The 14,017-nt window shown below is 70.9% G+C and carries 10 protein-coding genes; 4 read left to right on the top strand and 6 right to left on the bottom strand.

What is annotated here, in order from left to right:
• The first annotated feature begins 30 nt into the window (after positions 1–30).
• Together AC0T5L_RS22955 and AC0T5L_RS22950 are read left to right on the top strand one after the other, a co-directional pair.
• A complete protein-coding gene (locus AC0T5L_RS22955; RefSeq protein WP_476167545.1) occupies positions 31–1,227 on the top strand; it encodes a cytochrome P450 in 1,197 nt (398 codons plus the stop codon).
• Between the two features lie 514 nt (positions 1,228–1,741).
• Positions 1,742–2,800, top strand: a complete 1,059-nt coding sequence (locus AC0T5L_RS22950) for a fatty acid desaturase family protein (protein WP_476167544.1) — start codon at positions 1,742–1,744, stop codon at positions 2,798–2,800.
• 38 nt (positions 2,801–2,838) lie between these two features.
• Here the strand turns inward: AC0T5L_RS22950 and AC0T5L_RS22945 are convergent, their stop codons facing one another.
• Positions 2,839–5,712 (bottom strand): AfsR/SARP family transcriptional regulator, encoded by a 2,874-nt coding sequence (locus AC0T5L_RS22945; RefSeq protein WP_476167543.1) that lies wholly within the window; start codon positions 5,710–5,712, stop codon positions 2,839–2,841.
• A gap of 103 nt (positions 5,713–5,815) precedes the next feature.
• Between AC0T5L_RS22945 and AC0T5L_RS22940 the strand changes: the two genes are divergently transcribed.
• Positions 5,816–7,411: an MFS transporter gene (locus tag AC0T5L_RS22940; protein WP_476167542.1), complete on the top strand. Its 1,596-nt coding sequence runs from the start codon at positions 5,816–5,818 to the stop codon at positions 7,409–7,411.
• Here AC0T5L_RS22940 and AC0T5L_RS22935 read toward each other — a convergent pair.
• A complete protein-coding gene (locus AC0T5L_RS22935; protein WP_476167541.1) occupies positions 7,371–7,538 on the bottom strand; it encodes a hypothetical protein in 168 nt (55 codons plus the stop codon). The genes AC0T5L_RS22940 and AC0T5L_RS22935 overlap by 41 nt on opposite strands.
• A gap of 980 nt (positions 7,539–8,518) precedes the next feature.
• Positions 8,519–9,130, bottom strand: a complete 612-nt coding sequence (locus AC0T5L_RS22930; protein ID WP_476167540.1) for a TetR/AcrR family transcriptional regulator — start codon at positions 9,128–9,130, stop codon at positions 8,519–8,521.
• A gap of 240 nt (positions 9,131–9,370) precedes the next feature.
• On the opposite strand from AC0T5L_RS22930, the gene AC0T5L_RS22925 reads away from it, so the two are divergent.
• Positions 9,371–10,135 (top strand): SDR family NAD(P)-dependent oxidoreductase, encoded by a 765-nt coding sequence (locus AC0T5L_RS22925; RefSeq protein ID WP_476167539.1) that lies wholly within the window; start codon positions 9,371–9,373, stop codon positions 10,133–10,135.
• Positions 10,136–10,221: 86 nt separating this feature from the next.
• Here AC0T5L_RS22925 and AC0T5L_RS22920 read toward each other — a convergent pair whose 3' ends face one another.
• From AC0T5L_RS22920 to AC0T5L_RS22910, 3 genes are read right to left on the bottom strand one after another with little or no spacing between them, the layout of a single operon-like run.
• Positions 10,222–11,115, bottom strand: coding sequence for a shikimate dehydrogenase (locus tag AC0T5L_RS22920; protein WP_476167538.1), 894 nt, complete (start codon positions 11,113–11,115; stop codon positions 10,222–10,224).
• Positions 11,112–12,986, bottom strand: a complete 1,875-nt coding sequence (locus AC0T5L_RS22915; RefSeq protein ID WP_476167537.1) for a bifunctional sugar phosphate isomerase/epimerase/4-hydroxyphenylpyruvate dioxygenase family protein — start codon at positions 12,984–12,986, stop codon at positions 11,112–11,114. Before AC0T5L_RS22915 ends, AC0T5L_RS22920 begins: the two co-directional genes overlap by 4 nt.
• A gap of 31 nt (positions 12,987–13,017) precedes the next feature.
• Positions 13,018–14,007 carry a DctP family TRAP transporter solute-binding subunit gene (locus tag AC0T5L_RS22910; RefSeq protein ID WP_476167536.1) on the bottom strand — a complete coding sequence of 330 codons (990 nt, stop codon included), beginning with the start codon at positions 14,005–14,007 and terminating at the stop codon, positions 13,018–13,020.
• Positions 14,008–14,017: the final 10 nt, after the last annotated feature.

The raw sequence follows: 14,017 nt of genomic DNA, 5'->3' as shown, positions 1-14,017 counted from the left end.
CGCCGCCCCGTGACACCGCGAAGGAAACCCATGAACACCACCGCCGTCCTGCCCACCGACGACACGGACCCCTTCTCCCCGGACGTGCTGGAGGAACCGGCCGCGCTGCACGCACGGCTGCGCGAGGCCGGGCCGGTCGTCCACCTGCCCCGGTACGACGTCTACGCCCTGAGCCGCCACGAACACGTCCACGCGGCGCTGCGGGACTGGCAGCGCTTCCAGTCCGCCGCCGGGGTCGGCCTGAGCAACTTTCGCTACGAGAAGCCGTGGCGGCCGCCGAGCCTGCTGTTGGAGGCGGATCCGCCCCGCCACGACGCGCCCCGCGCCGCGCTCAGCGGGGCCCTGTCCCCGAGAGCGCTGAGATCCCTCCGTGAGACGTGGTTCGCCGAGGCCGAGGAACTGGTCGACCAGGTGCTCGCCGACGACGAGTTCGACGCGGTCCCGAGCCTGGCCCAGGCGTTTCCGCTGCGCGTCTTCCCCGACGCGGTGGGCCTGCCCCGGGAGGGGCGGGAGAACCTGCTTCCCTACGGCGACCACGTCTTCAACGCCTTCGGGCCCGACAACGCCCTCGTGGCCCGGGGAAAGCCCCGGATCGGCGAGGTCTCCGCCTGGATCGACGCCCAGTGCGGGCGCGAGTCGCTGGCCCCCGAGGGGTTCGGCGCCCGGATCTGGTCGGCCGCCGACCGCGGGGACATCACCCGCGAACAGGCTCCGCTGCTGGTGCGCTCGCTGCTCACCGCGGGGGTCGACACCACCGTGCACGGGCTGGCCGCCGTCCTGTACGCCTTCGCGACGCACCCGCGCCAGTGGGACCTGCTGCGCCGCGACCCCTCCCTGGTGCGGATGGCCTTCGACGAGGCCGTCCGGTGGGAGTCGCCCGTGCAGACCTTCTTCCGGACCGCGCTCACCGAGGTGGAGATCGCCGGCACCGTCATCCCCGACGGGAAGAAGATCCTGATGTTCCTCGGATCGGCCAACCGGGACCCGCGCCGCTGGATCGAGCCGGACGCCTTCGACCTGGAACGGGACCCGTCCGGCCACGTCGGATTCGGCATGGGCATCCACCAGTGCGTGGGCCAGCACGTCGCCCGGTTGGAGGCCGAGGCGCTTCTGACCGCGTTGGTCCGCAGGGTCGGACGCCTCGAACTGGCCGGGCGGCCCCGCCGACACCTCAACAACACCCTGCGGGGGTGGGAGTCGCTCCCCGTGCGCGTCACCCGAGCCTGAAAACCGCAGGCCGGGTGCGTGCCATGCGAAGGCCGTCGCGACGGGTCCCGCCATGGGAGGCGGGGCCCGCAGAACAGGGCGACGTGCTCCGACTGCGGTGACCGGACCATAATCGGGGCCGCCGAAGGTGTGGGGCGGGAGAACGGCGCGGGTATAGTCTGAAACGGGGCGGGACGACATCTCGTTTCGAGGGAACCCAGCTCGCCGGGCCGAGGGGGTGACGATGACGCACGACCTGATTTCAGCCCGGACCGCCGTGCCTCTGGCACAGGTTCGAAATCCGTGCCTTTTCCCGCACACCCGTGACGCGCGAGCCGCGCTCACGTTTCTTCGTCCGGAAGCGTACGCACGATCTGCTCGCTCCGGGGATTGTGGAGCACTTCGTCCATGGCTCCTTTCGCACATCACCCACCGGTTGTCTCCGACACCGCTCCTTTGGCCCGCAGGCTTCCGAAGCTCACCGAGGCCCAGTACCTTTCGCCAGTCCACGCGACGATGAGGGAGACCCTGGTTAATGCCCCAAGGTGACAACGCGGGTTCCGGCACAGGAACGAAACAACGGCGGGGAAGCGACTTCGCCGTCCTCTCACGGACCGTGAGCGAGGCCGGGCTGCTCAAGAAACGCCCTGGTCACTACGCGGTGCGGATGGTAGTCACGCTGTCCCTGCTCGCCTTGGCCTGGACGGCCTTCGTGCTGATCGGGCCCTCCTGGTGGCAGCTGCTGACTGCCGTGGTGCTCGGGGTGCTCTTCACCCAGACGGCCTTCATCGGACACGACGCCGGGCACCAGCAGATCTCCGAGGACCGGCGGGTCAACACCCTGATCGGATGGATCCACGGCAACCTGTTGGTGGGACTGGGACTCGGCTGGTGGGTCGACAAGCACGACCGCCACCACGCCCACCCCAACCACGAGGGGAGGGATCCCGACATCGCCGGGGCCGCTCTGGCCTTCAGCCGGGAACAGGCCCTCCTGCGTCCTCCGGGCCCGGCCCGGTGGCTGGCGCACAGCCAGGCGTGGCTGTTCTTCCCGATGCTGCTCCTGGAGGCCTTCCACCTGCACTTCGCCTCGGTGCGCGAGATCACGCAGAACAAGCTGCCGGTGCGGGTCAGGGTCATAGAGGGCACGCTCCTGGCGCTCCATACCGTCGGCTACCTCACGGTCGTCCTGCTCACGCTCACCCCGCTCCAGGCGCTGTGCTTCGTCCTGGTGCACCAGGGCGTGTTCGGCCTCTACATGGGGTGTGCCTTCGCCCCGAACCACAAGGGCATGCCCGTCCTTGAGGAGGGCACCAAGACGGGCTTTCTGCGCCGCCAGGTCCTCACCTCCCGCAACATACGCGGCGGTCCGCTGACCGATCTGTTCCTGGGCGGGCTGAACTACCAGATCGAGCACCACCTGTTTCCCTCGATGCCCAGGTCCAACCTGCGCCGGGCCCAGCCCCTGGTCCGGGCCGCGTGCGAACGGTACGGGCTCGACTACTACGAGACGGGCCTCTTCAGCTCCTACGCCGAGGTGCTGCGGCACCTGAACAGGGTGGGAGGCCCCCTGCGTCCGGAGCTCGAGTACTGACCGCTCCCCGTTCCGCTCCGCGGTGCCGGGGCGTCCGGTCAGGGCTGTGGCGCGTGCGCCGACTCCCCGAGGAAACCGGGCGGCCTCTCCGGCACGGACACGCCGTTCGTCCCCGAGGCCGTGTGCGTCAGGACCTCGGACGCCCTTGACGCGAACCCTCGAGAACGGTCACGGTGCACGGCGCGGCGCAGGTGGAACGTGGCGGCCTCCACGTCCCCCCGCCGCAGAGCCGTCTCTCCCAGCCACGTGTCCGCCTCGACCGCACCACGCGTGTAGGACCGCTCGGAGGAGAGGTGGAGCGCGCGCTCGTACAGTCGTCTGCCCGTGTCGTGCTCGCCGCAGGCGAGCACGACACGGGCGAGTACGAACAGGGTCTCGACCACCTCGACCCACAACCCGAGCGACTCGGCCTCCCCCAAGCACTCGTTGAGGAGCCCGACGGCTTCCTCGTGGTTCCCGTTCGTCTCCGCCACACGCGCCAACGACCGGTTCGCGCGTAGGAGCCCCCAGCCGTCGCCCAGATCGCGAAACAGAGCGGCGCTCATCCGCGCGTCCTCGCGGGCGGCGCGGGAGTCACCGCTGACGCCGTGATGGCCGGCGCGTTCGGCGAGGGCCACGGCCTCTCCCCACCGGTCCCCGACCGAGCGGGCGGCCGTCAGTCCTTCCTCGACGAGGGAGCGGCCCTCCTCATGCCGCCCTTCCTGGTGGAGCGACGCTCCCAGGAACCAGAGCAGCCGTGCTCGGACCACGGGATCGCGGACCCTGGCTTCGGCGGACCGGTTCTCCAGGGCGGCCGACCAGCCCTCGGCGACCGCGCGAACGTCTGAGGGGCCTCCCTCCACACCGAGCGCCGACCGAAGCGACCGGCGTGCCTCGGTCAGCCTGTTGCGCAGGACCCAGTACCAAGCCAGCGCGTTGACCAGGCGCAGCGCCAGCGCGGCGTCGCCCTGCCGCACCGCGATCTCCAGGGAACGGCGCATGTTCACCGTCTCCGCGTCCAGCAGGGTCAGGGATCGGCGTTGTCCGGAGCCGTGCAGATGCTTCTCGGCCGTCTCGGCCTGCGCGGCGTGGAAGTGCGCGAACCTGAGGCGGACCCAGTCCAGTTCCCCGGCCTCCGCCAGCTTCTCCGTGCAGTAGGCGGCGACGGACTCCAGCAGACGGAAGCGTTCCCCGTCACGGACGAGGAGCGAACGCTCAACCAGTCGGGAGAGCACGTTCACCACGCCGTGTTCGGCGATGTCAGGATCGGCGGACACCGCTTGTGCGCCTCGCAGCGTACATCCGTCCACGTTCACCGCCAGGCGGCGCAGGACGGTCCGCTCGGTGTCGGATAGCAGCTCCCAGCTCCAGTCGATCATCGCCCGCAGCGTCTGTTGACGTGTGGGGCGGCCGCGCCCCGGGCCGAGGGGGAGCGAGAAGCGGTCCTCCAGACCCGCGGAGACCTGCTCCGGGTCCAGGGCGCGCAGACGGGGCGCCACGAGCTCGATGGCCAACGGTATGCCGTCCAGGCGCCGACAGATCGCGGCGATGACCGGTGCGTTGCCAGGGGTGAGGGCGAATCCCGGGACCGCGGCCGTGGCCCGTTCCATGAAGAGCCCCACCGCGCCGGAGCGACGGATCGTCTCGGTGCCGGCGTAGGGGTCAGCGGAAGGCAGCGTCAGAGGCGAGAGGGCGAACACCGTCTCGCCGGGTACGTCGAGTGCCTCCTGGGTGGTCACCACGATGCGTGTCGCGTTGGTGAAGGACCCGAGCGCGGTCACCAGGTCGGCGACCGGGCCCACGACGTGCTCACAGTTGTCCAGAAGGAGCAGGAGGTGTTTGTCGGCCACGGCCGCGCAGAGCCACTCCACCAGATCGACGGGATCGGAGTCCGCCGCGCTGTCGCACAGGCCCAGCGTGGTGATGACCCTCTCCGCGATGCCGCCGGCTGAGCAGAGGCGGTCCATGCCCGCCAGCTCCACGATCCAGACGCCGTCCGGGAACTCCCCGACCAGGGCGCGGGCGGCGGCGGTCGCGAGCCTGGTCTTTCCGACACCGCCAGGTCCGGTCACGGTCACCAGGCGATGCTCCGATGAGGGAGACAGCGCGCGTTGAACGCTCGCGACCTCTGCGCTTCTGCCTACCAACCGGGTCAACGGGTTCGGAAGGTTGTTGCGGGGCCCTCCTGCCGGGGGAGCCGGGGCCAGGCCTGGCTCGTGCCGCAGGATCGAGGTGTGGAGGGCTCTCAGGGCCGGTCCTGGATCGACCCCCAGTTCTTCGTTCAGCTCAGCTCTCAGGCCGTGGAAGGACGCCAGGGCCTCCCTCTGGCGCCCCGACCTGTACAGGGCAAGCATGTGCAGGGCGCGCAGCCTTTCGCGGAACGGATGGGCCCTCACCAGTTCGCTCAGCTCGGCGGTGACACCGTCGTGCTCGCCGAGCTCCAGGAGAAGCTCGGCCCTGCTCTCGATCGCGGTGAGCCGCAGCTCGTCAAGCCGGGTGATCTCGGCCTGGGCGAAGGCGTGGTCGGAGAAGTCCGTGTAGGCCCCGCCCCGCCACAGCGCCAGCGCCCTCCCCAGCAGCGTCGACCGTGCGCGGGGCCCATCAGCGCGCTCCGCCTGCTCGACCAGGGCCTGGAACACTGAGGCGTCGAGACCGTCCCCGTCCACGCGGAGCACGTATCCCGACGGCCGGTGGAGTACCTGGTCCGGCCCCAGGGCGCGCCGCAACTGGGAGATCTTGGTTTGGAGCGTGTTGAGCGGGCGGCTCGGCGGATCGTCCGCCCACAGGGCCTCGATGAGGCGGTCGGCCGATACCGGTTCTCCTCGGTTCACCAACAGGTTCGCCAGGACGGCCCGGACCTTCGCTTCGGGAATCCGCTCCTGCTCCCCGTCGGCGTTCCAGACGGCCAGCGGGCCCAGTACCCCGTAACGCATACGCCAAGACTACCGAGGCGGCCCCCAACGTTTCGTGAGTGGTCCGTGAGCGGTCCCCAGCACGATGAGGCTCCTTCCACCCGAGAAGCGAGGAGGAGCTTCGATGACCCGTACGAGCGACCGCTGGGCAGGCCCGGCGGAGTGGGCGGGGCTCGCGGTCCTGGCGCTGCCCACCACCCTCCTGGGGCTGGACGTGACGGTTCTGCACCTGGCACTGCCGTCGCTGGCGGTCGACCTGGGCCCCAGCGGAACCCAGGAACTGTGGATCGTGGACGCCTACGGGTTCCTCATCGCCGGGTTCCTCATCACGATGGGAACGCTCGGTGACCGGATCGGCCGCCGCCGGCTGCTGATGGCGGGTGGTGTGGCGTTCGCGGCGGCGTCGGTGCTGGCCGCCTACTCAACGACACCGGAGACGCTGATCGCCGCGCGCGCCGCGCTGGGAATCGCCGGAGCCACCCTGATGCCCTCGACCCTGGCCCTGATCAACGACATGTTCCACGAGCCCCGGCAGCGGGCCCTGGCGATCGGGCTGTGGGCCACCTTCTTCGCCGGGGGCATGGCGGCGGGCCCGCTGGTCGGCGGAGTGCTCCTGGACCTGTTCTGGTGGGGGTCCGCGTTCCTGCTGGCCGTCCCCGTGGTCGGAGTGATGCTGCTGGCGGCACCGTTCCTGCTGCCCGAGCACAGGGCCGCCCAGAGCGGGGGCCTCGACCTGTTCAGCGTACTGCTCTCCCTGGCGGCCATCCTGCCGGTCGTCTACGGCGTCAAGGAGTTCTCCAAGGAGGGTGCGACCGCCGCTGCGGTGGTGTCCCTGGTCTTCGGCCTGTTCTTCTCGGCCGTGTTCGTCCGGCGTCAGCGCGCGCTGACCAGCCCGCTGTTGGACGTGTCCCTGTTCGCCAACCGGGCCTTCAGCGTCGCCTTGGGCATGATGCTCGTCGGGCTGGTCGGTGTGGGCGGCACCATGCTGCTGGTCACGCAGTACATGCAGCTCGTGGAAGGGCTCTCACCGCTCGTCTCCGGACTCTGGTACGGCCCGCCAGCGCTGATGATGATGCTGTCGGCGATCGTCGCGCCGCTGGTCTCCCGGCGTGTACGCCCGGGGTACGTGGTGGCCGGTGTCCTGCTGCTCTCCGCGGTGGGCTACGGGCTGCTCGGCGCGGTCGACGGCTCCGGCGGCCTGGTCCTGGTCGTCACCGCCTTCTCCCTGGTCTACCTCGGGCTGGGAGGCATCGCCGCGCTGGGTACGGACCTGGTGGTCGGCGCCACCCCGCCGGAGAAGGCGGGTTCGGCGTCAGCGATGTCGGAGACCGTCCAGGAACTCGGGCTGGCGTTCGGCGTCGCGCTGGTGGGGAGCCTGTCCGCCGCCGTCTACCACCACCGCCTCCAGCCCGGCTCCACGGCCGGCCTTCCCGCTGACGTCGCCGCCTCGGTCGAGAACAGCATGTCCGGTGCCGTCTCCGTGGCCGACCAGGTCCCGGCCGAGCTCCTGGACCAGGCCCGGGCCGCTTTCGTGGCCGGCCTGAACACGGTCGGCGGTATCGGTGCGGTGGTCCTCCCGGTCCTGGCGTTGCTGACGGCCGGCACACTGCGCCACATCGCCGCAGTCGGGAAGGACGGACCCGGGGCCGGCGGACCCGGCGGGGAGCCGGCCCGCCCGCTCACACCGGTGCCCCGGCGAGCACGGAGGCGAACCTGGTGAGGCTGCTCCCCTGGCGGCCGGTCCGCCAGACCAGGCCGAGCGCGGACTCGGGCAGCCCGGTGACGGGCACGTACGTGATGTCCGGGCGCCGGTTGTACTCGGCGGCGGCGCCGCACACCAACATCACGCCCCGGCCCGCGGCGACCAGCGTCAGCCCCTCCTGGAGGGTTCCCGCATGCGTTCCCCGCGGGACTCCCGTGCCCAGGGGGTGGCTCGGAGCGAGTGCACGTGTCTCCAGTAGGCGGGTGCCCGGCCGGCCAGCGCCTCGGCGGGGAAGTCCTCGTCGAAGGCGTCAAAAGTAAGGCCGCCCCAGGCCCGCACACCAGGAACGACGGCCCTCCCCCGGGGGGCTGCTCCGCCCACGTCCGTGCGGACGCCGCCATGGCGGGCAGGCGCACGTCCGGATCGCAGTGCGGGTAGGAGACTCCCGGCGCGAACCCGAGGGGGGACACCTCGCCGCCGCTCTCGGGATCCGGTCCCACGCGGCCGTCCTCACCCGGCTGGTCCAGCGTGAAGTGCTCTCCCAGTAGTTCATGGAAGGCCTTCCCGGACCTTTCGGCGGAACCAGGGGGGTAGGAACCGCGGGCTTCCTCGTAGGCGGCCCAGTACTCGCGGTTGGAAACTGTGGAAAGGGCGTGGCCGAGCAGCTCCTTGCGCCTTTCCCACAGGTTGCTTATATCGTTCACGGAAGTCCTGCTGGTATTGGCCTGGGGTATGGATCCCACCTGTGGACGGAAACGGGGCACTCGTCTTTCCGGTGGTTTTCATGCTAGGTCCGTAGGGAGCGGGGATCCACTACCAGTCCTGTTAGTCCTCCTGTCCCTGGGGTTCAGGGGGCCGTGGAGAGCTGGCCCGGAATGGGTTCCCAGGCAATACGCGTGCGGATTTATGGAAGCAGCGGGAAAGCCTGTCACTGGTCGCGGCGACGGTGTTCCGCTTCCTTTCGGATGGTTCTCTGGCCGCTGGTGTCACGGACGGACCTTCGGCGTGAGCGGCCCCGCGCCGTGCGCGGAGGCCGAATGGCGTGCGGGATGTTCGGCCACGGGGGTCGAGCCTTTCAGCGGTCCCCGCCGGGCACTCGCGGAGTTCGCGGGGCGGGCCACCCGCTCAGGTGCCCGGGCCGTGCCCGAAGGCGGGGAGGCCCCGCGCTGCCTCGGCGAGGGTGGTGCGCACGAGGGCACCCGTGCCGTCCGGAGGGGTGGGGGAGGAGCCGGTGGACCGGTGGGCCCGCTCCTCGGCGGCCAGACGCAGCGCCGCGTTGAGTACGGCCGCCTGCACACGGACGGACAGGTCGTCCGAGGCACTTCCGGTGCGGTCGGCGATGATGTCGGCGAAGACGGACTCGGCCGAGTGGTGGACCTCCAGCCAGACCGCCATGAGCCCCGGCTCGGTGCGGGTCATCCGGACGAGGTCCATGACGGGCTCCTCCATGAGCGGGGCCTCACCGCCGGGGAACCGCTCCTGATCCAGGTACTCCAACAGGGACGTGTCCCTCGGGCAGGCACGCAGGTGACCGGCGAGGAGGTCCAGGCCCTCGGTGAGCAGGGGCCGGACGCAGCTCTCCTTGGTGGGGAAGTACCGCCACAGTGTCCTGGTGGATATCCCGAGTGCGTGGGCGATGTCGTCGCCGGTGGTGCCCGAGACCCCGTTCGCGGTGAACAGCCGTACGGCGGCGCGTGCGATCTCCATGCGGACGATCTCCCGGCGCCGCTCGGTCATGGGCGGGCGTCCCCTCCCCGAACGCGGGCGGACGGAGTCGTGAGACCGGGTCCTCGCCACAACCATCCCTCCGCTCGTCCTGGCCCTGAGGCGTTCCAACCCTATCCGCGCTCACGGCTCCCACGGTAATATTTGTCACTGAACGCCAAAAAGGCCTAAGGTGACAGAAAGAAATCGTGGGGCCGCCACGGCCCGTCCCGCGGCCACGTGGCGCCGGCAGCGCTAACGAGAGGACTTCCCATGGCCGACCTGGGCCTGAAGGACAAGAACGTCATCGTCACCGGCGGCGGCGCCGGAATCGGCCGGGCGAGCGCGCTGAGCTTCGCCGAGGAGGGCGCCAGCGTCCTGGTCGCCGACCTCGACGCCGACGCCGCCCAGGGCGTGGTCGAGGAGATTCGTGCCGCCGGGGGCACGGCCGAGGCCGTCACCGGCGACCTCAGCCACCAGCAGGTCGTGGATGAGGTCGTCGCCACCGCCGCCGAGCGCCCGGGCGGTATCGACGTCCTGGTCAACAACGCCGGGATCATGGACGACATGTCCGCCACCGCCGACGTCACCGACGCCGTCTGGGAACGGCTCGTCCGCGTCAACCTGACCGCTCCCTTCATGCTCACCCGTGCCGTCCTGCCGCACATGGTGGAGAAGAGCGCCGGATCGATCGTCTTCACCGTCTCCGAGGCGTCCCTGCGCGGCAGCGCGTCGGGCGCGGCCTACACCGCCTCCAAGCACGGCACGGCCGGGCTCGTGAAATCCACCGCGATCATGTACCGGGAGAAGGGCATCCGGGCCAACGCGGTCGCCCCGGGCGGCACGGCCACCGGCATCACCGTCGACCTCGACCCCGAGGCCCACGGCCCGGCCGTGATGGGCAGGTACGCCGCCAACATCGGTCGCGTGGCACGGCCGGAGGAGCTGGCGGCGGCCGTCGTCTTCCTGGCCTCCGACGCCGCCAGCAACATCAACGGCGCGATCCTGCCGGTGGACAACGGCTGGTCCGCGGTCTGACCAGGCTACGGGGGCCGGTCAACGGCCCCGCCCCGGCGGCGAGTGCCACCGGACCTGGTCCGAGGGCGCACCGTTCCTGTTCGGGGTCACGCGAGCAGGGTGTGGAAGTGCGCGAGCATGCGCTCGGTGTCGGGTTCCAGTCCCGTGATGAGGCCGAAGGCCTGACTGGCCTGGAACACCGCCATCTCCCCGCCCTGTAGGGTCGGGCACCCCCGCTCCCGGGCCTGGCGCAGCAGTTCGGTGCGCAGGGGCCGGTAGACGATGTCGGCCACCCACATCGGCGCGCGCAGCAGCTCGGCCGGCACGGGGGTGCCCGGATGGTGCGCCATGCCCGTCGGCGTGGCGTTGACCATGCCGTCGGCCTTGGCCAGGAGCGCCTCGGTCTCGGTGGTCTCACCCGCCAGGCAGCGCGCCCGCGGGAAGTGCCGGCCCAGCCGGTCGGTCAGGTCCTGGGCCCGTTCCCGCTGAGTGTCGACGACGGTCACCTCCTGGGCGCCGGAGGCGAGCAGGGCGTAGACCACGGCCGCGCCCGCACCTCCGGCGCCCAGCACCACGACGCGGTCGAGGGGCGCTTCGGGCAGCCCCCGCTCCAGGCAGCGCGCGAACGCCGACCAGTCGGTGTTGTGCCCGACCGCGGCGCCGGATCGGAACACCACCGTGTTCACCGCGCCCAGAGTGGCCGCCTCGGGGGTGAGGCGGTCCAACACGGGAAGGACCAGCTGCTTGCACGGGTGGGTGATGTTGAGGCCGTTGAAGCCCAGGTGACGCGCCGAATCCACCAGGTGGACGGCGGCTTCCGGGGCCAGGGCCAGCTCCGCGAGGTCGATGGTCCGGTAGATCAGGCGGTGCCCGAGTTCGGTGGCCTCGTGTTCGTGCATGGACGGGGTCAGGGAGGGGCCGATCCCCGTCCCGATGAGCCCCGCCAGGTAGGAACCGGAGGTGGTGCGGGTATCCGTCGCCTCAGCCGTGGCGGTGTTCACCTGTTCGCCTCCGCCCGCTGAGCGGCCATGCGGAAGGGGCTGTTGGCCGCGCCGTATCCGGGGTACCCGCCCTTGCGCTGCACGACCTCGAGGAAGAGCTGTCCGTCCAGCATCGGTGTGTAGAAGTGGAGGAACTCGCCGTCCCCTGCCCGGTCGTAGAGGATGCTGTGCTCGCGCATGTGTTCGATGGTCACCGGTTCCAGATCCGTGCGGCAGGCAAGGTCGGCGTAGTAGTTGTCGGGGATGCGCAGCGGCTCGGTCCCACCCCGCCGCATCGCCCGCGCGGCCGCGAACACGTCCTCGCAACCGAAGGCGATGTGCTGGGGCCCTCCCCGAGCGGGTCCCCGACCCAGCAGGGAGGCGTTCAGGGCGATGCGCGGCGAGGCTCCGCCACGGCTCAGCGCGCGGCTGCGCACCAGACCGTCCGGGGCGGCCAGCTCGGTACCGTCGTCGGGGTCCAGGCCCAGCACGGAGCGGTAGAACAGCGACGCCTCGTCGAAGTGGTCGAAGGGCTGGAACAGCCCCACGTGGTCGATGCCGGTGAGGGGGACCCCGTCGGCACCCTCGTGCCCGTGCGCCGGGGCGGAGAAGTCGGCCAGCCAGTCCTCTCCCCCGGCCGGGACGAGCGGGCAGAAGAAGACGGAGGTGCCGTCGGGCGCGGCGACCGCGTGCATGACCGACTCGGTCGGGTCGCGGCGCCGGGGCAGCCGCGGTGCGAGCAGTCGCTCCGCCCGCCGCATCGCCTCCTCCGCGTCGGCCACGTCGACGCCGAGGGCGGTCACCGCGGCCTCACCACTCCAGGTGTGCCCCAGCTGCGGGTCGGTGGCGTTGAGCAGGACGCGGGTCTGCCCGTTGCTCCACAGCTGCACCGGCTTGGAACGGTGGTCGTGGGTGTGGGAGAAGCCCAGGGCAGCCAGGGCCCCGCGCACCCGCTGGACCGAGTGCTCGGGCGCTGCGACCTCGGCGAACGCATAGCCGTGGGCCTGCGTGGGCGCGGGAAGGCGGGTGAGCTCGACCGGGTTCCGGGCGGGCCGGGCCGACGGCTCCTTCAGGTCACGGGCACGACCGGCCTCGTCCTCCAGCACGGCCAGGGACCGGAACGCGTCGGCGGCCGTGCGCCCGGGGTCGGAGGCCCGGAACACGTCGTTGAACACCTCCAGTGACAGCGGGCCCCGGTATCCCGCGGCGAGCACGTGGCCGGTGAACTCCGTCAGGTCGAACGCGCCCTGCCCCGGGAAGCAGCGGTGGTGGCGGCTCCAGTGCAGGACGTCCATAGGCATGAGCGGCGCGTCCGCGAGCTGAAGGAAGAAGATCCTGTCACCGGGGATGTCCCGGATGCCGACCGGGTCATGGTCCCGGGACAGGATGTGGAAGCTGTCCAGGCACACTCCGAGCCCGGGGTGGTCGGCCAGCCGGACGATGCGCCAGGCGTGCCGGTAGTCGCTGACCCACCGTCCCCACGCCAGCGCCTCGTAGGCGATGCGCACCCCGAACGGTGCCGCGGCCTCGGCCAGGCGGCGCAGCTGTGCCGCCGAGCGGACATCGTCGCCCGACGAGTTCGGCGAGGTGTTTGAGCACACGAGCATGAGGTCCGCCCCCAGCTCCACCATGAGGGCGAACTTGGCCTCGGCCCGCCGGAGGTTGCGCTCCAACTGGGCGTCGTCCACCCCCTCGAAGTCGCGGAAGGGCTGGTAGAGGTCGATGGTCAGGTCCAGCGAATCGGCCAGGGCGCGGACCTCCCGGGGCGGTAGTGCCGACCCGACGAGGTCGTTCTCAAAGATCTCCACACCGTCGAACCCGGCCTGGGCCGCGGCCCCGAGCTTCTCCTCCAGGGTTCCGCTGAGTGACACGGTGGCTATGGAGCGCCGCATACGTCGTGTTCCTCCTCTCTCGTTCCCGCGCCTACCCGATCTCCTGGAAGGACTCGTAGAGCTCAAGCTCCTCACCGTCGAGGTTCTGCGCGAAGTACTCCTGGACCCGGGTGCGGAACGCCTCGACGTCCACGTCCTCGACGACCTCGATGGCGCCCTCGGCGCTCCACTCCTCGAGGATCCGCTCCTCCGCCTCCTCGACGCAGGCGCGGTTCTCCCCGCGGACGGCGCTGACGGCCTCCTGGAGCACATCCTGCTGCTCGGCCGACAGCGCGTCCCAGGTCTGTCCCGAGACCACGATCATCTGCGAGCCGATCTGGTGGCCGGTGAGACTGACGTGGGACTGGACCTCCGCGAAGTTGTCGCCGTCGATGGTCGGGATCGGGTTCTCCTGACCGTCGGCGGTGCCCTGTTGCAGGGCGAGGTAGACCTCCTCGAAGGCGACCGTGGTCGGCTCCGCGCCCATCGCCTCGGCGTTGGCCAGGTAGATGGGCGAGTCGGGGAAGCGCATGCGCAGTCCCTGTAGGTCCTCGGGCCGCTGGATGGGCTTGTCGGCGGTGAAGTGGCGGTCGCCGAAGTACCACACGTCCAGGACCTTGGCGCCGGTGGCCTCCCGGAAGTCGTCCCGCAGCGCCTGGGAGCCCTCGGAGTCGAAGTAGTCGAACAGGTGGTCGGCGCCCCGGAAGGCGTAGGCGGCGTCCAGGACGCCGATCGGCTCGTAGGAGGCACCGAGCGCGGCCGAGCCCTGTACGTCCATGTCGATGTCGCCCGACATCACCGAGGCGAAGGTCTCGGTGTTGTTGCCGAGCTGGCTGTTGGGGAAGGTGTCGACGGAGAAGCCCGCGTCGGCCTCGGCCACGCGTTCGGCGACCAGGTCGATGCCGCAACGGGTGTGCGGATGGTCCTCGGGGTAGCTGTTGGCGAAGGTGAGGGTGAGGCCGTCATCGGCGGAGCCGCCGCAGGCGGTGAGGGCGAGTGCCGCCGCGGGGATCAGGGCCGTCCAGCGTGTGATGGTGCGCATGGGGGAGTCC

This window comes from Nocardiopsis sp. TRM 82005 (assembly GCF_056312425.1).
Note: the sequence above shows the minus strand (reverse complement) of the source record. Positions and strands in the feature narration are given on the sequence as shown.

Excerpts from the sequence above, each read along its gene's own strand:
- AC0T5L_RS22910 (WP_476167536.1), bottom strand. The coding sequence starts at position 14,007 with ATGCGCACCATCACACGCTGGACGGCCCTGATCCCCGCGGCGGCACTC.
- AC0T5L_RS22940 (WP_476167542.1), top strand. The coding sequence starts at position 5,816 with ATGACCCGTACGAGCGACCGCTGGGCAGGCCCGGCGGAGTGGGCGGGG.
- AC0T5L_RS22925 (WP_476167539.1), top strand. The coding sequence starts at position 9,371 with ATGGCCGACCTGGGCCTGAAGGACAAGAACGTCATCGTCACCGGCGGC.
- AC0T5L_RS22950 (WP_476167544.1), top strand. The coding sequence starts at position 1,742 with ATGCCCCAAGGTGACAACGCGGGTTCCGGCACAGGAACGAAACAACGG.
- AC0T5L_RS22915 (WP_476167537.1), bottom strand. The coding sequence starts at position 12,986 with ATGCGGCGCTCCATAGCCACCGTGTCACTCAGCGGAACCCTGGAGGAG.
- AC0T5L_RS22955 (WP_476167545.1), top strand. The coding sequence starts at position 31 with ATGAACACCACCGCCGTCCTGCCCACCGACGACACGGACCCCTTCTCC.
- AC0T5L_RS22945 (WP_476167543.1), bottom strand. The coding sequence starts at position 5,712 with ATGCGTTACGGGGTACTGGGCCCGCTGGCCGTCTGGAACGCCGACGGG.
- AC0T5L_RS22930 (WP_476167540.1), bottom strand. The coding sequence starts at position 9,130 with ATGACCGAGCGGCGCCGGGAGATCGTCCGCATGGAGATCGCACGCGCC.